Annotated in this window: 19 protein-coding genes; 9 read left to right on the top strand and 10 right to left on the bottom strand. The window is 57.4% G+C overall.

Annotation, left to right across the window (positions count from 1 at the left end; translation table 11 throughout):
- Positions 1–409: 409 nt before the first annotated feature.
- A complete protein-coding gene (locus HWX34_RS09710; RefSeq protein ID WP_045846727.1) occupies positions 410–1,192 on the top strand; it encodes a ferredoxin--NADP reductase in 783 nt (260 codons plus the stop codon).
- Positions 1,193–1,349: 157 nt separating this feature from the next.
- Here HWX34_RS09710 and HWX34_RS09705 read toward each other — a convergent pair whose 3' ends face one another.
- The 4 genes from HWX34_RS09705 to HWX34_RS09690 form a co-directional block, all read right to left on the bottom strand.
- Entirely contained in the window at positions 1,350–2,060 is a 711-nt protein-coding gene (locus tag HWX34_RS09705; protein ID WP_178972058.1) for an acid-shock protein, read from the bottom strand.
- A gap of 136 nt (positions 2,061–2,196) precedes the next feature.
- On the bottom strand, positions 2,197–2,898 hold the full coding sequence (gene rquA, locus HWX34_RS09700; protein WP_178972057.1) for a rhodoquinone biosynthesis methyltransferase RquA: 702 nt from the start codon (positions 2,896–2,898) through the stop codon (positions 2,197–2,199).
- Positions 2,899–3,051: 153 nt separating this feature from the next.
- Positions 3,052–3,825 (bottom strand): exodeoxyribonuclease III, encoded by a 774-nt coding sequence (xth, locus tag HWX34_RS09695; protein WP_178972056.1) that lies wholly within the window; start codon positions 3,823–3,825, stop codon positions 3,052–3,054.
- Positions 3,826–3,893: 68 nt separating this feature from the next.
- Positions 3,894–5,519, bottom strand: coding sequence for a phosphoethanolamine transferase (locus tag HWX34_RS09690; protein ID WP_218645130.1), 1,626 nt, complete (start codon positions 5,517–5,519; stop codon positions 3,894–3,896).
- Positions 5,520–5,886: 367 nt separating this feature from the next.
- Between HWX34_RS09690 and HWX34_RS09685 the strand changes: the two genes are divergently transcribed.
- Positions 5,887–6,063: a hypothetical protein gene (locus HWX34_RS09685; protein WP_178972055.1), complete on the top strand. Its 177-nt coding sequence runs from the start codon at positions 5,887–5,889 to the stop codon at positions 6,061–6,063.
- Between the two features lie 508 nt (positions 6,064–6,571).
- On the opposite strand, the gene HWX34_RS09680 is transcribed toward HWX34_RS09685, so the two are convergent.
- Positions 6,572–8,608: a M3 family metallopeptidase gene (locus HWX34_RS09680; RefSeq protein WP_178972054.1), complete on the bottom strand. Its 2,037-nt coding sequence runs from the start codon at positions 8,606–8,608 to the stop codon at positions 6,572–6,574.
- 133 nt (positions 8,609–8,741) lie between these two features.
- Here HWX34_RS09680 and HWX34_RS09675 point away from each other — a divergent pair, with 133 nt between their 5' ends.
- Both HWX34_RS09675 and HWX34_RS09670 read left to right on the top strand, forming a co-directional pair.
- Positions 8,742–9,284, top strand: a complete 543-nt coding sequence (locus tag HWX34_RS09675) for a gamma carbonic anhydrase family protein (protein WP_178972053.1) — start codon at positions 8,742–8,744, stop codon at positions 9,282–9,284.
- Positions 9,285–9,305: 21 nt separating this feature from the next.
- Positions 9,306–9,806 (top strand): GNAT family N-acetyltransferase, encoded by a 501-nt coding sequence (locus HWX34_RS09670; RefSeq protein ID WP_178972052.1) that lies wholly within the window; start codon positions 9,306–9,308, stop codon positions 9,804–9,806.
- A 7-nt stretch (positions 9,807–9,813) separates the two neighbouring features.
- Here HWX34_RS09670 and HWX34_RS09665 read toward each other — a convergent pair whose 3' ends face one another.
- Genes HWX34_RS09665 through HWX34_RS09645 form a run of 5 tightly spaced genes read right to left on the bottom strand, consistent with a single transcriptional unit; the run spans position 9,814 to position 15,737 of the window.
- Complete coding sequence (locus HWX34_RS09665; RefSeq protein WP_178972051.1) at positions 9,814–11,301, bottom strand: amino acid permease; 1,488 nt, start codon at positions 11,299–11,301, stop codon at positions 9,814–9,816.
- A gap of 36 nt (positions 11,302–11,337) precedes the next feature.
- Positions 11,338–11,697 carry a DUF1937 family protein gene (locus tag HWX34_RS09660; protein WP_178972050.1) on the bottom strand — a complete coding sequence of 120 codons (360 nt, stop codon included), beginning with the start codon at positions 11,695–11,697 and terminating at the stop codon, positions 11,338–11,340.
- Positions 11,698–11,725: 28 nt separating this feature from the next.
- On the bottom strand, positions 11,726–13,132 hold the full coding sequence (locus HWX34_RS09655) for an FGGY family carbohydrate kinase (RefSeq protein WP_178972049.1): 1,407 nt from the start codon (positions 13,130–13,132) through the stop codon (positions 11,726–11,728).
- A complete protein-coding gene (locus HWX34_RS09650; protein WP_178972048.1) occupies positions 13,132–14,358 on the bottom strand; it encodes an FAD-dependent oxidoreductase in 1,227 nt (408 codons plus the stop codon). Before HWX34_RS09650 ends, HWX34_RS09655 begins: the two co-directional genes overlap by 1 nt.
- The gene (locus tag HWX34_RS09645) at positions 14,355–15,737 is read right to left on the bottom strand and encodes an NAD(P)/FAD-dependent oxidoreductase (protein WP_178972047.1); all 1,383 of its coding nucleotides are present in this window, start codon (positions 15,735–15,737) and stop codon (positions 14,355–14,357) included. Before HWX34_RS09645 ends, HWX34_RS09650 begins: the two co-directional genes overlap by 4 nt.
- 286 nt (positions 15,738–16,023) lie before the next feature.
- On the opposite strand from HWX34_RS09645, the gene HWX34_RS09640 reads away from it, so the two are divergent.
- From HWX34_RS09640 to HWX34_RS09620, 5 genes are all read left to right on the top strand, one after another.
- On the top strand, positions 16,024–16,833 hold the full coding sequence (locus HWX34_RS09640; RefSeq protein ID WP_178972046.1) for a DeoR/GlpR family DNA-binding transcription regulator: 810 nt from the start codon (positions 16,024–16,026) through the stop codon (positions 16,831–16,833).
- 281 nt (positions 16,834–17,114) lie between these two features.
- A complete protein-coding gene (locus HWX34_RS09635; protein ID WP_178972045.1) occupies positions 17,115–18,452 on the top strand; it encodes a hypothetical protein in 1,338 nt (445 codons plus the stop codon).
- Positions 18,449–18,742, top strand: a complete 294-nt coding sequence (locus tag HWX34_RS09630; protein ID WP_178972044.1) for a PAAR domain-containing protein — start codon at positions 18,449–18,451, stop codon at positions 18,740–18,742. Before HWX34_RS09635 ends, HWX34_RS09630 begins: the two co-directional genes overlap by 4 nt.
- Before the next feature lie 16 nt (positions 18,743–18,758).
- Positions 18,759–21,050, top strand: coding sequence for a type VI secretion system Vgr family protein (locus tag HWX34_RS09625; RefSeq protein ID WP_178972043.1), 2,292 nt, complete (start codon positions 18,759–18,761; stop codon positions 21,048–21,050).
- A 51-nt stretch (positions 21,051–21,101) separates the two neighbouring features.
- The gene (locus tag HWX34_RS09620) at positions 21,102–23,408 is read left to right on the top strand and encodes a M23 family metallopeptidase (RefSeq protein WP_178972042.1); all 2,307 of its coding nucleotides are present in this window, start codon (positions 21,102–21,104) and stop codon (positions 23,406–23,408) included.
- Positions 23,409–23,432 lie beyond the last annotated feature (24 nt).

The following is a 23,432-nucleotide window of genomic DNA, read 5'->3' as shown; positions in this document are numbered from 1 at the left end:
CACGCCATACAAAAAAGATGACATCAGAATGGAAAGTCGGCATCAGGCTGTACACTGTCGGACAACAGCCGCATGTGTGCTGTTTTATGCACTAGCGCAGCACGCAATACAATTCGCTGATCTAAATCAACGCATTGCTAAGAACAAACAGGAATAAACACAGCGGAAAGAAATCGTTAGGGCTGCCCCACTCTTTAAGGTAACATCCTGTTCCAGTTGACTTTCCCGCCGTATGCCCGCCATAGCATGCCAAAAGCTGTTGCAGGCTTTGCGTCGTGGCGATTTGATCATTATGTTTTATGACATAGTGAGAACAGCTAGCAATGTTTAGTCAAGCGTCCCTGAAAAGGGTAAAATCGCCACAACCACTCATTCCTTGATTTCTATTGGATAGCGAGCAGCAATTTATATGTCCTCCCCCAATTTGACCGCTGAAAAGGTTTTGTCGGTTCACCACTGGAACGACACCCTGTTCACCTTCACCTGCACCCGCGATGCCGGCCTGCGCTTCATCAACGGCCAATTCGTCATGATCGGCCTGGAAGTAAACGGCAAGCCGCTGATGCGCGCCTACTCCATTGTCAGCTCCAACTACGAAGAGCATCTGGAGTTTTACAGCATCAAGGTACAAGACGGCCCGCTGACCTCCAAACTGCAACACCTGCAAGTCGGCGACACCGTACTGATCAGCAAGAAGCCCACCGGCACTCTGGTGCAAGACAACTTGCTGCCGGGCAAGAACCTGTACCTGCTGTCCACCGGTACCGGCCTGGCTCCGTTCATGTCCATCATCAAGGACCCGGAAGTCTACGAACGCTACGACAAAGTCATTCTGACCCACGGCGTACGCTGGGTGAATGAACTGGGTTATCACGACTACATCACCAAAGAACTGCCGGAAAACGAGTTCTTTGGCGACATCGTGAAAGAAAAGCTGATTTACTATCCGACCGTTACCCGCGAACCGTTCCGCAATCAGGGCCGCCTGACCGACCTGATTACCAACGGCAAGATGTGCGCAGACATCGGCCTGCCGCAGCTGAACCCGGAAAACGACCGCGTGCTGATCTGCGGTAGCCCGTCCATGCTGCATGACCTGTGCGAAATCCTGAATGGCATGGGTTTCAAGGAATCGCCGCGCATGGGCGAACCTGGCGACTACGCTATCGAACGTGCTTTTGTGGAAAAGTGATTCCGCCTTTTCCGGGCAACAAAGCAAACGCCATCCAGCCGGATGGCGTTTTTCTTTGCCGGTATCACAGATGACGGGTAGAAACGGAAACGACAGATGCAAAAAAGGGAGGCTGAGGCCTCCCTTTGTTTATTGCGAGCCAGACGCTGACGTCTGATTAGTTTGCTGCGGAAGCCGGAGCGGCTTTCTTGGCAGCGTGCTTTTTAGCATGGTGCTTTTTGGCAGCGTGCTTCTTGGCCGGAGCGGAAGCGTCAGCAGCCTGGGCTTTCTGAGCGGAAGCTTCTACTTTCTTGGCAGCGTGCTTTTTGGCGTGATGTTTTTTGGCAGCGTGCTTCTTGGCCGGAGCGGAAGCGTCAGCAGCTTGGGCTTTCTGAGCGGAAGCTTCTACTTTCTTGGCAGCGTGCTTTTTGGCGTGGTGCTTTTTGGCAGCCTTTTTAGCCGGTGCGGAAGCGTCAGCAGCCTGGGCTTTCTGAGCGGAAGCGTCGGCAGCTTGGGCTTTCTGAGCGGAAGCGTCTACTTTCTTGGCAGCGTGCTTTTTGGCGTGGTGCTTTTTCACAGCCTTTTTAGCCGGTGCGGAAGCGTCGGCAGCTTGGGCTTTCTGAGCGGAAGCGTCTACTTTCTTGGCAGCGTGCTTTTTGGCGTGGTGCTTTTTCACAGCCTTTTTAGCCGGTGCGGAAGCGTCAGCAGCTTGAGCTTTCTGAGCGGAAGCTTCTACTTTTTTCACGCCTTTCTTGGCGTGGTGAATCTTGGCAGCTTTGGCTTTCGGTGCGGAAGCAGCAGCCGGAGCGGAAGCGTTGGTGGCGGCGAAACCAGCAGCGGAGCTCAGACCGAAGGCGGCAGACAAAACGAGCAGGGTCAGTTTTTTCATGTTGCGTTCTCCAATATCAAGTGGGGAGTGTTCTTTCCGAGACACCGCAGTGGTGTTTCCATGAGTCGTATCCTAGCCCTGCCCGATCTGGCCGTCTGTGAGTGCTATGTAAGGTCATGTAACGCTACGTACAGAATTAGCGTCGTGTGACGGTGAGTACCTGATACACCCCACCGAACAGTGTTTCCTTGTGCCAGTCAAAAGCCTCGGCATCTGTGGCATAGCTGGAAATCTCATTGCGCCACAGCGCCTCGGCAAAGGGCTCCAGCACGCGATTGACCCACTTGAGCAACCAGCCTATAGGCTGCCAGGGCGCTGGCTTGTGATAGTCGACAAAGACGGCCTTGCCGCCCTCCGGCACCTGGGACAGCATGTTGTCGACAATGCGACGCTTGAGATCGTCCGGCACTTCATGCAGTAAAAAGAAGCTGCAAATCAGGTCTGCCGGTTGTTCCAACCGGTAGCTGGCGGCATCGGCCCGCTCTACACGTGCCTGTGGATAGCAGCCCAGCTTGCGCACTGCATGCTCAACCTGTACCGGGGTGATGTCCGTCAGAATGAATTCACCATGCTTGCGCACCTTGGCCGCCGCTTTTTGCACCAGATCACCATACACATGCGCTACCTGCCACACCCGCATGCCGGGACGGATTTGCTGCAGGTAGCGCCGCATCAGGCGCTGGTCATTGAGAAACAGTAGCGTGCTGACCACCAGATTACGGTCCAAGAGCGCCGCGCGGCGCGGGTTGACATAGGCCCAGTCGTAAACTTCGGTCATGTAGTCCGGCACCCCTTCGTAATAGGGGTTGCACGGCAGCGGTGGGTGGTTGCGGCTCATGATGGCACCTTGGGTTAGCTATTCATCAATAAATTTTAGCAAATGCTAATATGCAAATTATTGAGCTAAACCAAGCTTTGCCCTGTTCCCGCCTGAGTGTGGCCTGCCAATACAAAACGGCCCTTAACGGGCCGTTTTACAGGTGATAGCAGCTTAATCTGCCAGCGTAAGCACCACTGGCGTATGGTCGGACGGGCGTTCCCATTTGCGCGGCGTCTTGTCGATGACGCATTCCAGCGCGCGCGCTTGCAAGGCCGGAGTAATCAGGATGTGGTCGATACGCACCCCCTTGTTGCGGCGGAACATCATCGCGCGGTAATCCCACCAGCTGTACTGCTTGTCCTCCTGATTGAACAGACGGAAGCTGTCCGCCAGGCCCAGGCCGATCAGGCTGCGGAAGGCGTCGCGCTCCGGTGTGCTGCACAGCACTTGCTCGTGCCAGCTTTCCGGGTCGTACACGTCACGGTCTTCCGGCGCGATATTGTAGTCGCCCAGCAGTGCCAGTTGCGGATGGCGCGCCAGCTCATTGGCTACGTAGTCATGCAGCTTGCCCAACCATTCCAGCTTGTACGGATACTTGGGCGAATCGACAGCCTCGCCATTGACGAAGTAGCCACAGATCACGCGCACGCCGTTTACCGTGGCGGCAATCACCCGGCGTTGCGGATCGTCATAGCCGGGAATGCCCAGCACCACATCGTCCAGCTGCAAGGGCGCGCGCACCAGAATGGCCACGCCGTTATAGGTTTTCTGGCCAAACCAGGCCGCACGATAACCGGCGGCCTCGATCTGGGCCAGCGGGAACACGTCCTGATCCATTTTCAATTCTTGCAGGCAAAGTACGTCTACCGGGCTTTGCGCCAGCCATTCCAGCACCTGAGGCAGACGGACCTTGAGTGAGTTGACGTTCCAGGTGGCTAATTGCATATCTTCAGTTCTCGTTTACTTAGGGCAGCCGCGCACCGCGGCGGCTGCATCTGAATCGGAAATCACGGCTACTGTCGGCAAGGCGCAAACATGTCCAGTTGCTTGTTATAAACACTGGTGTGCACGCCCAGCAAACCCAGCAGCGAGTGGAACAGGTTGTCGTGGGAATATGGCTCGGCCTTACGCCCTTCCAGACAGCGCTGGTTCAGGCCGACTTCCTGCTGGAAGCTGTCGGAGAACCACATCATGGCACCAATATGCTTTTGTGCTTCCGGTGCCAGCAAATAAGGCGTGCCATGCAGATACATGCCGTTTTCACCCAGCGATTCGCCGTGGTCGGACATGTACAGCATGCCGGTGTTGTAACGCTGCTGGTTGGCACGCAGAAAATCAATCAGCCCGGATAGCACCGTGTCGGTATACAGAATGGTGTTGTCAAAACCGTTGACGATCTGCTCGCGCGGGCAGCGTGATAGCTCGCTGGTCTGGCATACCGGCTTGAACTGCTCCATGGCTGGCGGGTAACGCTTGTAGTACGCCGGGCCGTGGCTGCCCATCTGATGCAACACCAGCACGATGTCGCGGTCGGACTGGTCAATCTTCTGTTGCAGGTTCTGCAGCAGAATTTCATCCCAACACTCGCCAGTGCTGCATAGCTTGTCGTCCTTGCTGGTGGTGACATCTTCCAGCGTCACCCGGTTGCACACATCCTTGCAGCCGGACTGGTTATCCCGCCAGATCACGTTGTAGCCGGCACGCTTGAGGACATCCAGCACATTTTGCTGCCGTGCGGCCTTGTCTCCATCGTAATTGGCCCGGCCGATATCGGAGAACATGCAGGGCACCGAAACCGCTGTTTCCGTGCCACAAGAAAACACATTGGGCAGATTGATCAAACCAGCCTGCGCCGACAGTTTCGGGTTGGTATTGCGCGGATAACCATTGAGCGAAAAATGGTCGGCACGCGCGGTTTCCCCCACCACCAGCACAAACACGGTCTTGCGCTTGTGCTGCTGCCAGCTGGCATCGCGTTTGGCATCCTCACCCAGTGGGCTGACCACAATGGGGCCGCTATTGTAGTGGTCCTGGATATAGCCATTGGTGGCCTGGATATAGTTGAAGGGCGTCAGATAATGGCGAAGCTGGCGGTTATTGCGGAACAAGGACGCAAAGTCCTGATACGCCGCAAAGGCAATGCCCACCAGCACTGCCGCCGACACCAGCAAGGTCAGCAAGCGCACACCGCCCTCCCGCAACGGGGAGCGCCACTGGATATGACGCGTAAACAACCACCAGCTAGGCAACAGCCCCAGCACCACCACAAACAGCGCCATTTTCATGGTCAGCAGATCGCGCACTTCCTTGTGGTCGGTCTGCACCGCGTTTTGCACCATGTGCACATCTATCATCACCCCATACTGGTTCATGAAATAGCTAATGAACGAGGTGGTCAGCAATAACAGCGCAATCAGTGGCTTGCCGATATAAGGCCAGTTGAATAGCGACAGCACCAGGTTGTAAAACGCTGTCACCAGCAGGAAGGACTCCAGCAGCAATTTGATGCCCTGGCTATCCAGCGGGCCGACAATGCGTAGCATCTCGCGCCAGAATGGCAGGTTGTAAAACAGTACCAGCCCCAGCGACACCAGCAAGGTGAGGCGCTCGGGCCGGATGGAACGGTTGAAGATCATCATGTCCCCATCAACGTGGAAGGCTTGCACGCAGAGCATGCTCCACGGCACATAAACAGCATGGCCAGCGCAATGTCACGCATGCGGTAACGACAAGGGAGGCCACGCAGGCAGTGCGGTCAGACTCATCCGCAGCATGCGTGTTTGAAAAATCGACGCCATCTTACCCGATTAATTTCGCAGCCGTATGGCGATACGCGGTTCACTGCATGTCTGTCGCAGACCGGTGACTCACAACTCACTTGTTAGAGCTGGTTTAACTTTTTTTCAAATGGTTAATCTGGCAAATAAACAACAAATATTTGATCAAATTTGTCATTGCGCGGCAGCGCAGCTAGAATGGTCCTGTGTTCATCACCGGAGAAACAAATTGTCCAGACAATCCAAACCCCTGCATTCCCAGCAACACCCCCTCTGCCCGACCAAGAATCCTCACCGCTCGACCCTGCGCCCTTTCAGCGATGCCTTTACCCTGCGCACCCCAGGCTTTGCCCAGCGCCATCGCCTAGGCCAGACTGACAAGACGGAACACGGCTCCGGCAACTGATTTTAGTGAAATGGCGATTCCCGTCTGATGGCAACGCGCCGTGCAAGCCACCATCGGCAAGAATCCCGGAGACGTCATCTCACTGAAAGCACCAGACAACACCGCCTACTGGCGGTGTCAGGCTGCTGACAAAATAATTTGATTCGGTGGCACTGGACCCGGCAAAGCCGGGCCTTCCGGCTAGCAGATTGACTCTGCAGCCTTCCCATCTGCTCCCTATCCTCCCGCCCTTGCCCTGCAAGGGAGCCTCGCTTTCATTTCAGAAAGCGAGAGGGGATTGTCAACAATCTGACACCGCCTACTGGCGGTGTTTTCATTTGCGCTTGCGACAGCAAAAAAATACCCCCAAGGGGGATTGGGGGCAGGAAAAGACACAATATCGATGTCCTTGGGGGCAGGGATAAGCGTCTGGCTCGCTTGCTGCTCTTGGAGATAACCCGTTGAGCAAAGATTAGAGCCAGCGCCAATCAGGGGAGTTCCCTCCCCCGTGCAAATATTTGTCAGCGCTTCAGGCGGCTTCTTCCACCATGCCGGAATGGCGCAACAGCGCGTCAATCTGCGGGTCGCGGCCACGGAAGGCACGGAAGGATTCCAGTGCCGAACGACTGCCACCCACGGCCAGCACTTCATCCCAGAAGCGTTTGCCGGTAACCGGGTTGGCACCACCCGCTTCTTCGAAAGCCGCGTAGGCATCGGCAGACAGTACTTCCGCCCACTTGTAACTGTAATACCCTGCCGAATACCCACCAGCAAAAATATGACTGAAGCTGTTGGGGAAGCGGTTGTAGGACGGCGGGAAATTGACTGCCACTTCCTGGCGCACGGTATCCAGCAGCGCCAGCCAGTCACCGGTGCTGGCATCAAAATCGGTATACAGCAGCATGTCGAACAACGAAAACTCCAGCTGACGCACTGTCATCATGCCGCTCTGGAAGTTCTTGGCGGCCAGCATCTTGTCGAACAGCGCACGCGGCAGGGTTTCGCCGGTGTCGGCATGGGCGGTCATGCCTTGCAGCACGTCCCATTCCCAGCAGAAGTTTTCCATGAACTGGCTGGGCAGCTCCACCGCATCCCATTCCACGCCATTGATGCCGGATACGCCCAGCTCCTCCACCTGCGTCAGCATGTGATGCAGGCCATGGCCGAACTCATGGAACAGAGTAATCACTTCGTCGTGGGTGAACAGCGCCGGCTTATCGCCCACCGGGCGAGTGAAATTGCAGGTGAGGTAAGCCACCGGGGTTTGCATGGTGTCGCCCTTCTTGCGACGGCCACGCGCGTCGTCCATCCAGGCACCCGGGCGCTTGCCCTCGCGCGAGTACAGATCAAAGTAGAAACTGCCTACCAGCTTGCCATCCTTGATGATGTCGTAAAAGCGCACATCGTCATGCCATACCGGAGCGGTACTGTCGCGCACTTCCACGCCATACAGGGTGTTGACTACTCCGAACAGGCCGGGCAGCACCTTGCTTTCCGGGAAGTACTGTTTCACTTCCTGCTCGGAGAAGGCATAGCGTGCCACGCGCAGTTTTTCGGCAGCGTAAGCAATATCCCAGGCTTGCAGGTCGGAGAGGCCCAGCTCCTTGCTGGCAAAGGCTTCCAGCTCGGCGCGGTCTTTCACTGCAAACGGTTTGGCGCGGGCAGCGAGGTCGCGCAGGAAGGCAATGACTTGTGCCGGGCTCTCCGCCATCTTGGTGTACAGGGACAGCTCGGCATAATTGGCAAAGCCCAGCAGTTGGGCCTCTTCGCGGGTGAGCTGCAGTTTTTCGCGGATGATTTCGGTATTGTCGTGCTCGGGCAGGCCGAATTCCGACGCACGCTTCACATAGGCGTCATACAGTTTCTGGCGCAGCGCGCGGTTATGTGCGTACTGCATCACCGGGAAGTAAAACGGGAACTGCAGGGTGATCTTGTAGCCGGTTTTTTCATCGGCCTGGGCAGCAGCGGCAAACAGCGCCAGCGCGTCCTCCGGCACACCATCCAGCTCGCTGGCGTCTTCCACATACAGGCTGAAGGCGTCGGTGGCATCCATCACGTTCTGCTCGAAGCGGGCAGACAACTCGGCCAGACGGCTCTGGATGGCGGCATAACGCTGGCGCTGTGCTTCCGGCAGCTCGGCACCGGACAGACGGAAATCGCGCAGATCGTTCTGGATGATCTTCTGACGTGCCGCATTGAAGCCGGCATAAGCCGGGCTGGCTTCGATGGCCTTGAACTGGCCGAGCAAGGCCAGGTTCTGTCCCAGTTCGGTCCAGAATTCGGAAATCGGCGCGATATTGGCATTGTAGGCATCGCGCAGTTCGGGGGTGTTCACTACCGCATTCAGGTGTCCCACCACGCCCCAGGCGCGCGACAGGCGTTCGGTGGCGTCGGTAAGCGGCTCAACAAAGTTCTCCCAGCTCGGGCTATCCACATGGGTGGTCAGCTGCGCCACGGTGTGACGCGCCTCGCTCAGCAATTGCGCGATGGCCGGGCTGATGTGTTCGGGGCGAATTTCGGCAAAACGGGGCAGTCCGGTAAAGTCGAGCAGCGGGTTCTGGCTCATTGTTCACTTCCTGTGGCAAGTGGCAACTGCTGGCGGGGCATGATGCCGGTATCGGGGGACGGTAGCACCGCAACAGGCTACCGCCATTGCTATATGATAGGGAATCTCAAACCTGTTAGATGAGGACGTTCTGATGAATCGCAATATCCGCCCCTACGATGGCAGTACACCGCAGATTGCCGACTCCTGCTATATCGACCCGGCAGCCGTGGTGATTGGCGATGTCACGCTGGCGGAGAATGCTTCGGTTTGGCCCTTTGCCGTGATCCGCGGTGACGTCAACGCCATTCATATTGGAGAAGGCAGCAATATCCAGGACTTTGCCATGCTGCACGTCACCCACAAGCGCGATAGCGACCCGGTGGGAGCGCCATTGCACATCGGCAAACACGTCACCATCGGCCATCACGTCACCCTGCACGGCTGTACCATTGGCGATGAAGTGCTGGTGGGCATAGGCAGTATCATTCTGGACCGCGCCATCATCGAAGACCGGGTACTGATTGGTGCCGGCAGCCTGGTGCCACCGGGCAAGCGGCTGGAATCTGGCTATTTGTATCTGGGCAATCCGGTCAAACAGGCCCGCAAGCTGACCGAACAAGAGCTGGCCTACTTCAAGTATTCCGCCGAGCACTACATTCGCGTGGCCAACAAGCACAAACCGAATCTGGAATGAATTTCCGCAGGAGATAAAGCCATGCCGCCACAGTTGCGCAATGCCAGAGAGAGTGACGCAGCAGCCATTGCCGCGCTGATGTTGCCCGAAAGCAGTAGTCAGGGCGGTAGCCTGCATGGCGATTTTCCGCTGGAAAAAATCAGCCACTGGCTGACACAGGCCTTGGCAGACGGCATGCCGGTAGTGCTGGCCGAAGACGCCGCCGGCCTGCTGGGCGTGCTGTTTACCAGTAGTAGCCGGCATCTGGACAGCCCGGTGGCAGTTCAGATGGCCAAGCTGCATCATGCCACCAGGCCATTCTACTTTTATGGCCCGGTATGTCTTGCCGCACGGGCACGAGGCCAGGGCTTGCTGGGCAACATGTGGCAGCAGCTACAGCAGCAACTGCCCGGCCAACAGGCGGTGCTGTTCATTCATGGCGACAACCAGGCCTCGCTCAAAGCCCATACGCGGCTGGGGATGGTGGTGGAGGCGCAGTTCGAACTGGATGGCCAACCCTGCTTGTTACTGAGTAGCTGCTGAGCGCACATCATCCATGTTGTTCTCCCTTATCCGCATCCATGATGCTATCAATCGCAATCAGGTCGGGCATGCGTAATGCGGCCCTCCCTCCGCGATATAGCAGGCCAGCCAAATATAGCGTGCCGATGCCCAGCATCAGGCCCACATACAGCCAGGATTTAGCGAAGGATGTATCGCGAAAAATGGCCAGCTCAAACACCAGCCACAACATGGCCAAGGCCAGTACCGGCAATTCAAAAACGCCGAGCGAGAAACCCTGTGTCGCAGGCAAGCGGTGTCGCTTAATGGCATACATCGACACACAGACTGCATAAATCATGGCCGGTAACAAGGTGGCTGCGGAAAACAGGGTAAACAGCGCATCGGTATCACCCGAAAAAGCGGCCAATATGGCTTGACCAACCAGTGCCACTCCGAGCGTGGCATTTAATGGTGTATGCAGGCGCGTGTTGATGGTGCGGAAATATTTCCAGCCAGGAAAGCGTTGATCGCGCGACATGGCCCAGACCAGACGGGTGGCACTGAGCAAGATGACCAGGCCGCAAGAATAAATCGAGATCACCACCATGATCAGCAGCGCTTTGCCGATATAGCCGCCCAGTACCCGCGTTACTACATCGGCAATAGGCGTGGCCGATACCGCAGCCTGTGGTGCATCCAACAAGGCAGTCACCGCCACCAGAAACAACATGCCAATCAAACCCAGCGAGAGTACGGCCTGCCACATGGCGCGTGGAATAACCCGGGCGGGGTTGTTGGTCTCTTCGGCGAGATTGGCGGCTGACTCAAAGCCGACAATGGTGAACGCCCCCATCAAAGTCCCCATCACCCAAGGGCCAACTGCCGTCATGCTGCCCAAGGAAAAATAGCCCTTAGCCGCAATATTGCCGGTACTGAACAGATTGGCGTAATGCATCTGGCCGGAAAAATGTCCAACGCCAAACAGTAAAATGATCAGGCCTATCATGCCGATCAATTGCACCATCACGGCACGGGCATTGAAACCTTGGGTCACTTTGGTGGACAGGGCGATCATGCCCGCCTGCGCACAGATCAGCAGCGCGGTCAGCAACCAGGCATTTTCCGCCGTCCCCTGATAAGCAAACAACACCGGCAGCACCGTGGCCGGGATGGTGTAATCCACCGCACACAACACGATGGCCAAAAAGGTAAAGCTGACCCAGCCCATGACCCAACCAAAAACGGGGTTGGTCAGCCGTGAAGCCCATTGATACACATAGCCGGTAACCGGGATGCGTGCGGCAAGCGCGCCCAGTACCAAGGCCACCATCAATTGGCCGAATACCACGATAGGCCAGGTCCATATCCCTATCGGGCCTGATGTGCTCAACATGGAGCCGTAAGCAGAAAAAATACCTGTTGCGATCGAAACAAAGCCGAAGGCGACAGCAAACGATTGAAACGGCGTGATGTTTCGTTGCAAGGCTGCGGGGGATGGGTCTGCAACTTGGTCGATATGGTCTGATGGTCTCACGGCGACTCCTGGTGGGTTTTGCTGTAACAACAGTTGTTATGGAGTGAATTCGGACCTGACTTCGCTCCAGAGGCTGACCCGACGGTCGCGCTGCTGAAAGAAGGCGATCTCACGAGCGACACCGGCACTCTCCTTCCAGCCAGGTTCATCGATGACGATCAACTCCTCCATCGCTTCCATAAAAACGGTATCCACCGGCCCCCACAGACGGCCGATTGCCGCCGGATCCAGACCCGTCAAATAGCCATTGATCGGATGTGACATCGAAACCTGGCTAAACACGGTTGCGCCACTACGAAGCATGGTGGCGGCGACGGCGCTGGCGATCTGGAACCGGTGTTCCACAATCACTTTGTCGGCATGGCCATACGGGCAGGCCAGGAAAATTTTTCTCATTGCTCACTCCGGTAACAAGGTGGGAAGGTCACAAGGCAGCAGCTGCACGCCAGCTACTAGCGCGTGCAATGGCGGCAGCAAAAACGGCATGATCTTGGGCGGATACAAAATCGCTGGGAGCGTAGGTCGTCATGGCTCCACGCATCTGGCTTACATCCAGCCCGCACAAACGGGCCAGCCCAAGCGCACTCAGCTCATACATCGAGGAAACGCAAATGCGCTTCTGACAGGCTGAGGCCAGGAAGCGGGCAAAGTAGGCACTTTGCGACAGGCCGCCATCGATGGATATCCGGTCATCCAGTGGCAACGTTTTGTCGGCGGTCTCTATCAGCTTGGCGGTCAGCATGGCGATGCCCTCCAGCACGGCCCGCACCATGTCGCGACGATCTGCCGCATGGTCCATACCGATGAAGAGTGACGCTGCATGGCGATCCCAATACGGCGCGGCCAGACCGGACAAGGCCGGCACAAAGACAATGCCACGACTGATGGCAGAAGGCCCCTCAAACTGGTTCAACTCTTCCAGCGCAGAGTAAAGGCCAATCCGTCGCGCCCACTCCAGCGCCGAGCCAGCGTCATAGACACCCCCTTCGATCGCATACGTGACCGCATCGTCTTGCCGCTTCCAGGCGATGGTGGGTAACAGGTCGACGGGATGGGGACGTTCCGTACCTGCAATAGCGAGAAAGAAGGCCCCCGTTCCGAAGGTGATTTTGCAATCACCGCGCTGCTGGCAGTGGTGGCCGTATAGCGCGGCCTGCTGATCAACAATCGATACCTTGACCGGTGTGCCGTTGATGTCGCCAAAACCGGCATCGACAGCACGAATCTCCGGAAGGCACTGCCTGGGAACGCCATACAGGGCACACAGCGCTTCACTCCACTGCCCAGTGGCAAGATCCAGCAAACCGGTACGTGATGCGGTGGCCAAGTCGGTTGCAAACGTGCCGCACAAACGGTCCAGAAAAAACGCATCGGTCGTGCCAAGGCGTAGACGGCCTTGTTCCAGTGCGGCGGCTACGGCCGGGATATTGCGGATCATCCAGGCCAGTTTGCTGGCGGAAAAGTAGGGGTCCAGCGGCAAGCCGCTGATACGCTTGGAGCACAGTTCAGCCGCCTCGCCCATCTGCGCAAGAGCGGTTGCGGTGCGGGCATCCTGCCAGACAATCACTGGCGACAAGGGCCGACCGGTCCTGGCATCCCATGCCAGGCAGCTCTCGCCCTGGTTGCAAATCGCAATCGCATCGACCTGACCAGCAGTCGCCAGCAGCGCTGCGACATTGTGCAGCAGCTCCTCCGGATCATGCTCCACCCAACTGGCATGAGGATGATAGCGCGCATGGCGGCGCGTACCGGTCAGCACACACTGGCCACTGGCATCCACCACCAGGCAGCGCGTTGAAGTCGTTCCCTGATCAATGGCAGCAATACGCATCAGCATTTCTCCTGAAAGCGAAATTCGATGGTTCTGGCCGAACGGGCCCGTGCGGGTATGGGCACCAGGATCCGGCGTTCCGGCAACCACTGCGCCTGTTTTTCCCAAACAGGCACACCATCCAGATGCAGGCTGATGACGCCGCGAACCCGATGACTGACGCGTAGTTGAAACGTAGTAAAAGCTGGCAGCGCAAGCAGGCTGTTGCGTAGCGCACCGGGCACCACCAGCTTGATGGGCGCGGCATATGCAACAGGGATGGCCTCTTCCCTGGCAGGTCCGTTGCGCAGATCTTGCGCAACAGCGTGACCGACAGCACGCCCCTCCCGGAAGGCCCAGCCACCGGTCTCAATGCCACGCAAGACATTACCGGCGGCAAAATGCAGCGGATTGGCCAGGCGGCCATCCTGATCAATCAGCGGGCCTGCACTTCCCTGTTGCACACCACATGGGGCATTGAGGAACAAGGCAGCCTCAGGAATAAACTGGCCGGTCAGCAGCACGCCATCACACGCCACCTTGCGCAATTCCTTGCCCGTTTGCAGCGTCACCGCCTCTACCCGCTCACGTCCCCAGATATCTGCCAGTGTGGTTTGTCGATGCACAGGAATGCCCAGCAAGTGTGGTAGCCAACGGATGGGAGCACGCGCCATGAGATGGGACTGTGCTTCAATGAGTGCCACTGGCCGGGCAGCATGTGACAGACAGGTCAGGATGGCGGACATCGACACCAACTCCGACCCCACAATCAATGGCCGGCGGAAAGGCATCAGCCCATGGAATGCCACATAAGCCTGTAACGTGGCCGTGGTGATGACACCGATTGGCCGCTCACCCGCCAGCAAGCGCGCCGCGCGCGGCGTCTCACGCGCCCCTGTGGCCGTGATGATGCGCTTGGCACTGAGCGTTTCCACTCCACGCGGAGAACTCACCAGCACAGAGGCTGCACCGTCAAAACGGACGACAGAATGCTGGGTGCGAACCTCCACACCAGCCTGAGAAGCATCTGCAGCCAAACGCCGGCCATAGGCACTGCCAAAGAGCACGCGGTGGTATTCCCGCATGCCAAATGGCGAGTGGCTGCAATGCCTGGTGGCACCACCCAGCTCTGCTTCTCGCTCCAGCAACACCACCTTGGCAATACCCTGTTGACGCAGGGCCAGCGCAGCCGCGACACCTGCCGGACCGCCACCGATGATCAACACGTCAATCTCCGGCGGGCTCATGATTGCCCCTCCCTATTGACCGCCAGATCCGCCAACCACTTGCCCTTGGTCATCTCAGCCAAAGTACCGTTGCAGTAAAAACCCTGGCAACGCCCCATCCCAGCCCGCGTACGGCGGCGCAAACCGCCAAAATCACCCGGCGGCAACAGACTACACAAGCTGGCGGCGATCTCTCGCCGCGTCACCAACTCACAGTGGCAGACCATCTCGCCGTGATTCGGCCGCTGCCAATCCCGCTCGCCAGATTCAGCCAGATTGGGCATGGCAAACCAGGGAATATCCTTGGGTGCGCTAAAGCAGCCAATATCAAACTGCTGGTATAAGGCCAGCGCATACTGCGCCAGACCCAGTGCCGCACTCAGGCCGGTGGAGCGAATGCCCCCCAGCGTGATGGCCTGTTGCGCCGGCCGACTGAACACCCGATAGGCTTTTTGCTCCGTTGCCGGGCGCAATCCGGCATACACCGCAGTCACCGGCATCCCCGCCAACGCAGGGACAATCGCTTCCCCGCGCCGGATCAAGGCTTGTAGCGTGTCATGCTCCACCGTGGCTCGCACACGGTCATCCTGCTCCTCGGCAGTGGGGCCGATGATGACGTTGCCAAATACGGTGGGACACACCACGATGCCCTTGGTACTGGCACTGGGCACCGGCAGGATGATGGTATCCACATGGTGCGCGGCAGCCTTGTCCAGCACCACAAACTGGCCCTTGCGCGGCTTGATCTGAAATGTCACCGGCAGTCCCAGACGCCGCTCAACTTCATCGCCAAACAAGCCAGCCGCATTGATGACAACACGCGCACGCACCGGCTCGGTATTGGTGTGCAACTGCCAGGCATGTCCATCAAACTCACCGCGCAGCACCTCGGTGCTGCGCATCACGCGGGCTCCCAGCTGCAGCGCTTGGGTTACGTAAGCCAGCGGTGCCGACCAGGGGTCGATAATGTATTCGCCCGCCACCTCAACGGCCGCCTGCAAACGTGGTGACAAACCCGGCTGCTTGCTCCGCGCCTGAGCCGCAGACAGCAAGGTCAGATCGGGCAGGCCATTGCGTCGCCCCTCCCTTAAGATGTGTTCGAGCTGGCTGGCCTCTTGCTCATCCCAGGCACACACCAGGGCCCCGGTTTTGACCAATGGCAGATTGAAACGCTGGTGGATTTCCAGATATTCGGCACGCCCGGCCTGTACCAGCTGCCACTCCAGACTATCCGCTGGCGCATCAAAACCGGTATGCAAAATCGCACTATTGGCTTTGGAGGCACCAGACAGGATGTCCGCGCCTTTTTCAAGCAAGACAACGCGGGCCCCGGCAATGGCAAAGCGCCGGGCCACCGCGCAACCCACAACACCAGCGCCAATGATGGCAACGTCAAACATCCCCACCTCCAAAACGACTAATCGGTCAAAAAATAATGAAGCCACAATAAAAATTGACTAAAAATTGCGCAATATGACTAATTGACAGTATTTCAATCAAAAAATGTCAAAAACTCCTCACTGCAGGAAAGAAGGAATGAAGATCCAAAAGCACCGCCTCAGCAAAGACAGTGCGTGACGGAATACCGGTGGGCGATAACGGGGAGATAGTGCGCAAGAAAGGGGGATGGGCCAGAATAGGTGGAATTCACCTTTTGACGCCTTGTTCGAACTGCACGCAAACAGCATGAAAATCGCCGGAAAACAAAAACCACACCAGCGCCAGGAAACCATTCTTGATTTGGTACGAGAACACAAAAAGATCAGCGTAGAGCGCCTGTCAGCCCTGACTGCAAGCTCATGCGAGACCATACGCCGGGATCTCACCGTATTGGCCAGTCGCGGCAAGCTCAAGAAATATCATGGCGGTGCGATGAGTGCGGAAGAACCCATTGAGCATGACTTTCGACTACGAAGAATGCTACATGCCGAGGAAAAACAGCGCATTGCGCGCCTGGCTGCCAGCCTGTTCAAAGCCGGTGACTCGCTGCTGATTGATACTGGCACGACCACGCTGGCCTTGGCCCAGGAGCTGGCCCGCAAGCAGCACCTGACCATCATCACCAATTCTCTGGCCATCGCCCAGCTCATTGGACGGGGCGACCGCAGCAACAAAGTTTTCCTGATTGGCGGCGAATACTTGGCCGACGCTTCGGAAAGCGTAGGCGGGTTGGCCATCACACAAATTCAGCAGTTCAACACCACCGATGTCGTGTTAACAGTTGGTGCCATCGATGAAAACGGGGTAATGGATTTTTCCTTGCAGGAGGCCGATATTGCCAAAGCCATGCTTGCCCAAGCCCGACGACTCACGGTGATTGCCGACTCCAGCAAATTCGGTGCCAGTGCGCTGTTCCGGGTGTGCGGCCTGGAAAAAATCCACCGTTTGGTGGTGAATTGCGCACCGGACCCGATACTTTTACACGCCCTGCAACAGGCACACGTGGAAGTACACATTGTGGACACACACGCCCCTGCGCCAATCCAGGGCTACTGACAAAGCGCATGCACGTCCACAGGTGCTGACATTCCGCATGCCATGCTGAAATGAATACCTGCACCACACCTGAGCAAACAGTTTGATCCCAGCCTCATCACACCTGCACATTGCGTATGGCGGAAAGCCATTCACGCGCTTGCCGCACATCACGACACAAACACCATTCGCCCACCTTTAGACAAGTCCAGTCGGTAAAACTGGCTGAGTGGACATTGCTGCTCTAAATGCCACGCAGTGTAATGCCCGATCTATAGCCACAAGCGACTGGTCACCACGGCATGCAAGCATCCGAAAATCAACTACGGCAAGAGCCAGTACCGGGCAAACCCCGCTGGCCTCGCTATGTCATGTTGATTCTTGCCTGCACCCTGCTCTCAACGCTGATCAGCCTCTACAGCACTGCAGTCAACAGCGCCAAGGCCGCTCCGCTGACCGGCTTCTGGCTCAAGGCTGCCGCGCCCGGCTTTCTGTTAGCCAGCTTCTGGACGTTGTTGCGCTACAGCGGCTGGCTGCTGGCAGGCTGGATTGTTGATCACCGCAATGCCTTGCATCTTGCCGCGTATCACCAGGAAGAACAGCGTCGCCAAGCACGACTTTATATCCCGCATTTCGCCTTGCTGGGCCCGGCCTGCATGCACGCGGCAGATCGTCAGATTCTGCTCCGGCAACAAAGGGAAAAACCGGTGCCCTTCTGCAATCTCTTACCCGTACCGCAGTTCGAATCCGCAGCACCGCCCTATCTGGCAGAGCCTGAATCCATCGCCGAAGCAGAGGATGGCCAGCAGGATACAGACGAAGCCATGTGGGAGATTTATACGACCGGCGACGATGCAGTTGCCGATGATGAAACCAGCGCAGAAATCGACCTCCCGGCAGCAGACGATGCAGCAGCATCAGACATGCCATCCGGTGAGGAAGAACAAGAACAGCGCCTTCCCGCCGCCCAATACCTCCCCGCCAAGCTGGCTGCCATGATGGCCGATTGGCCGCTAACTGTGTGGCACACATCAGTCGCGGTTTCCTGGCATGGCAGCGAAGACGCGTGGTTACGCTTTCGCCAGCATGCCAGCGAACTGGGCATCTTGCTGACTGCCCACCCGCAGCGCTTGCACAGCCCGGAAGATATCGATCTGGTGATTGACGCACTCCACGCCCGGCAACACAGCGGCTATTACCTGCTGGCAGGCATCGTCACGCCGGCGGCCAGCTTCGGTGCAAGCCATGGCCCACCCGCTGCCGAAGCCGCCTTTGCCATGCTGGCAAGCAATATCGGCGACGGTGCCAGCCTGTCCCGACCGGTGCTGTTCCGCACGGCCGACCATCTCGCGCTGGCGCAGAGCAATGCTGCACTGGCCCATCCACCCACCTCCTTTTTCAGCCTGAACCGTGACAGCCCGGAAGCACTGTCTGCTGCAGGCTGGCAAATCGACGCCGTGGAACATGAAGCTTACTGGGGCAACCCCGGTGCATTGGGCTGCTGGATCATGGCGGCAATGGCACTGGAGGCCGCGATGCTAAGTCAGCAAGCGCTTGGCTGGCACGCCCAGCAGGAAAACCAGCACTGGGCGGGCATTGCGCTGCCACCCGAATCGACAACAACAGGAGCCAGCACATGAGATTTGTCATTCGTCAGGGTTGCCGCATTACCGGCCGTGGAGAAGTTGTGGAAGGCATGCTTGGTGGACCGACATTGCGCGGCATTCCGGTGTCCTTCATCGGTGCCAAAGTGCGCTGTGATGTCTGCGACAGCATCGGCGTCATCGCCATGGCTGGGCCACGCGGCACGCTGGGACAAAACAATATCAAGGGCAAAACCCTGGCGCTGAGCGATGACCTGGTGCTGTGCCGCTGCCCGGTGCATCCCCGCCTCATTCACGACTGCCAGGAATGGCAGGTCGCCATCTGACCCACCAGAGCCCACCATGCACAACCCCTCCCACCTCGCCTTCCCCACCCGTTTCCAGCTTGCCCCGTCGGTGCACTCCTTTCACATCACAGAAGCGCTGGATACGCCTTACCACCTCAGCGTGGCAGTGACATGGCCAGACCCCGACCTGCCCCTCGCCCCGCTGATCGGCCAACCGGTGACTTTCACCCTCACCCCGCAGGCCACCGCACCGCCGCTGGCCATTCCCGGCATCCCGCCACTGCTGGACGACCCGACCGGACAGCGCAGCTGGCACGGCGTGGTGCGTCAGGCGCAGCGTGGCCGCAGCAGCCGGGAAGAAACGCTGTACACCTTCGACATCGGCCCGCGCCTGGCCCTGTTGCAGGACAGCCGCACTACCCGCCTGTTCCAGAACATGACAGTGCCGCAGGTGATTGAAGCGTTGTTGCGCAAGCATGGGCTGACTGGCAGCGATTTCCGCTTCACCCTGACCGGCACCCAGGCCGTGTACGAGCACCTCACCCAGTTTCGTGAAACCGATCTGGCCTTTCTCTCCCGCCTGGCCGCCCATGCCGGCATCTTCTTCCAGTTCAGCCAGTCCAGCGACGGCAAGGAAGTCATCCTGTTTGGCAACGACCTGGAGCACTACAACCGCAATAATCTGCACCCAATCGCCCTGCGCGAGCAGGCCGGGCTGGACAGTGTCGGCACCGAGGCGGTCACTGCCTTCAGCATCCGGCACAGTCCGATGCTGCACAGGACGCGACGGCGTAACTTCAACGACATGGCCGCCAGTCAGTTACCCGGCGGCAGTGCCGGGTTTGCCGGGGACGTGCCTGCCGCCCATGGCGAGGACTATGACTGGGGCGATGGTAATCGCGATGACACGGAATCCACCCGGCTGGCGCAGATCCGTCACCAACTGTCGGTCAGCCGGCAATGCATGGCCAGTGGCGACAGCACGGTCAGCTGGCTGCAGCCCGGTGCCGTGCTGAAGCTGGACCACGCCTTTGCCGACGCCCCGCATGGCTGGTTGATCAGCGCAGTGACCCACAGCGGCAGCCGCGATAGCGCCTACCGCAACAGCTTCCACGCCATTCCGGCGGATCGCGTCTGGCGCCCCGCCCTGCCCCCCAAACCACGCATACACGGCACCTTGCCCGCCATGGTGGTGAGCCCGGGCAATAACAGCTACCACTACCCCTTCCTCGACGAGCATGGCCGCTACCGCGTGCGCTTCCTGTTCGACCTGGACAGCTGGAGCCCCGGCGGCGACTCGCGCGCGGTGCGGCTGGCCAAACCGTTTGCCGGTCGGCAATTCGGTTTTCATATGCCCATCCACGCCGGCACCATCGTCCACCTCGCCTTCAGCGATGGCGACCCGGACCAACCCTATATCGCCGCCATCACCCATGACAACGAGCGCCCAGACCCCATCACCAGCCAATGGCACAGCCGCAACGTCATCCGCACCAAGGCCAACAACAAGCTGCGCATGGAGGATTTGCAGGGCAAGGAACACATCAAGCTGGCCAGCGAATACGGCAAAAGCCAGCTGAATATCGGCCACCTGGTGGATGCCGCCCGCGCGCCACGCGGCGAAGGGTTTGAACTGCGTACCGAGCACTGGGGTGCCATCCGCGCCGGTAAAGGCCTGCTGATCAGCGCCGAAGCCAACGCCGTTGCCACCACCGCCCAACTGGACATGGCCGCCGCGCTGCACCAGCTGGAACAAGCCAACCGGCTGGCCAAAGCCCTGGCCGATGCCGCCACCACCGCCCAGGCCCTGCCGCCGGATGTCCAGGCCCAGGTTGACCTGCTGCAACAGTCGCTCAAACAACTGGCACAGGCCGGCATCCTGATCAGCGCCCCGGCCGGCATCGGCCTCACCACCCCGCACACCATCCAGCAATCAGCCGGTGCCACCTACGCCGTCACCGCCGGGCAGCACATCAGCCAGGCCGCTCTGGGCGACATCCGCAGCAATGCCAACGGCGCTATCAGCCTGTTTGCCCGCAGCGGCGGCGTACGCCTGTTTGCCAACCAGGGCAGCGTGGACATCCAGGCGCAAGGCGGTCCGCTGGCGGTGTCTGCCGCCAAAACACTGCGGCTGAACAGCAACCAGCACATCAGCGTGGCCGGGCACGACAGCATCGAGCTGGCGGCGGGCGGCCATGGCATCCGCATCAGCGCCAAGGGGGTTGAAGTGTTTGGGGATATCAAGCTGCACGGCACGCTGGGTAATGAGGGGAAGGCGGGGCTGCCTAATCCAATCAGTGCATTCCCCAAAACCGAATTAAGCCTTGATCAGAACTACTCGGAATGAAGGGTATTGATGATCCACCCGCTCATTATTCAATAAGTGCAAGGACCCGCCATGTTAATCGGACCACCCGTACTACTAAAACCAGCACAAGCACAAACCACCACCCAAAAAGAAGATAGGGCATGGTTGGAAAGCATGCTGCCCAATCGCGACAGAGGCGGATATCCAGTAGGGAAATACGGCCAATGGCACCCGGGCCTGCATATTACCGGCTTTGTCGGAACGGGGGACAACAACGCCGTATGGGCCATTGCCGACGGTGCCGTCATGTATTACGCCGAGGACAAAGGGACAGACCTCAGCGAGCACGCCAACTCCAACGGCCTCGTCATCATCAGGCATGAAACGCAGATTGGCAGCGAGGCAGAAGGCTGCATTGTGTATTACTCCTGCTATCAACACCTGCAAGTTATCAATGAAGCCATCAAAACAGCCTACGCCAAGGGCAGCCCCATCTATAGAAAAGACCTGATTGGCCATGTCGGTAACGTGGCAGAGAATAGCGGCATCCATTTTGAAATCTTTTGCAGCGGCGCAAATGTAAAGAAAATCACTGGTCGCAGCAGCGGCAAGCTGAACCTCGCCAAATCCGGCAGGAAAAACATTGTTTACGGCGATACCCACTACTACATCCCGGCAGGCACTCCCTTATATTTTCAGGCGACAGCGCCAGATTACCGCGCATCCACCCTCAAAAATCCAACACCGAGTACGACCGATTTATACGTCACCATCAAACTTGAAAAGGGAGAAATCGCAATAAGCAGCAAGCAACTAAAAGACAATCAATACATCAGCATCCCGCACCACGAAAAAGACAGCAAATTCTACCAGGCATATGAATACAAGCTCTATAACAGAGCAGTCAAGATGGGCGAACAATATAAAAAATACGCACCCAGTTCTATTTATGAAATGCTGAAATTTGGCCGCATCATTGATGAAGTCAACTCCCAGAAAATCGGTCATGACATTCCACATTGGCATCAGATTGACACCCCGGCAGGCCTGGCCTGGGTCAATCTCAATGCCGCACCCGCCCAGGGTGCAAAGCCCATTACCGTATTTAGCGATGGCGATTTCCCGGACTGGGCTGGCTGGACCCTGATCGACGACGACCCCGTTGATAATGGCCTGTGTGATAGCAAAATCATTCATTCACTACTGTATCCAGCGGGCAGCGAGAAAAACGCAGCCACATTGCAACGCGCCTTAACTGACCAGGCTGTCAGTAGCAAACTATCAAAGATGATTTGCAAAATCCCCAGCGAATGGGACAAAGCAAAGAAAGCAGTGCGCCAGCAATGGCGCAAAGTGGTATCCCCGCTCAACCCCACACCGCTAGACCATAGCAAATTCCAGAAATTAATGGACGACCTGGACAAAGCCTGCTTCTGGCAGCGATTCGTCGACAACAACAATCAATTCCCCAGTGCTTGCCTACCTACTGTCGACAATGCCAGCAAAGCGTTTTACCAAGGCGTGATAACGGAGGATGTCTGGTTCTTCAATCCCAGGGAGTTCATCCTGCATTTCAGGAAATGTAATTGGCTGTCGGAGTTTGAGTTTGCGCAATTACTGCCAAGAACACTAAAGCGCCTTGATCGCACACAATTCAGAACCGAATCCAAGAGTTGGGAGGCAGCATTCTCCACAGCCAAAACCTGGACAAAGGCACTATGCCAAGGCTTTAACAAATATGGAATATTACACAGGAAAGGCAGATTAGCGCATTTCATTGCGCAAACCATTCCAGAAACCAGCTATCTGGCATTTTTAGCGGAGCCACATGATCCAAGCGCAGAATACGAGCCTTATTGGGGACGCGGCATTATTCAACTCTCTCACTTCGAAGCCTATGATAAATATGGCAAATTCCGTGGGATACCATCTGTCAAAAATGCACAGCTTGGCGTGTATGCGAAGTTAGGCTGGAACCCAGATAATTTAATTGCAAAGCCGGGACAACCCGAAAAGAAAAAGCAACTAAGCCATTCGATTAATAATGTATTTGGCTGCATCGATAGCAGTGGTTTTTACTGGATCAGTAAACAATCAAAAAAAGTCACCAGCATGCACTCCCTGTGTGATCTAGGCAGCACGATTAAGAATGGCATTGAGGTCAGCAAAGGTGTCAATGGTTGGGTTTTTGATCAAAATATCAACGGACTTGAGCTAAGGCTTCAAGCCTTGGAGTACTGCAAATGGATTTTACATGATGCCATCCCACCCAAAGACACTGTTAACATCACCTTTGCCTGGCGCAGAAATAGCAGAAAAGAAAAAATAAATGGAGAAGAAAAATTTGTCCCTACCACGCACTCTCTCAATTTGGCATATCTCTTACAAAGACCATAAACATAAAGAAATCAGCGCAGAACC

It is taken from the genome of Aquitalea sp. LB_tupeE, assembly GCF_013391415.1.
Taxonomy (GTDB): domain Bacteria; phylum Pseudomonadota; class Gammaproteobacteria; order Burkholderiales; family Chromobacteriaceae; genus Aquitalea.
Note: the sequence above shows the minus strand (reverse complement) of the source record. Positions and strands in the feature narration are given on the sequence as shown.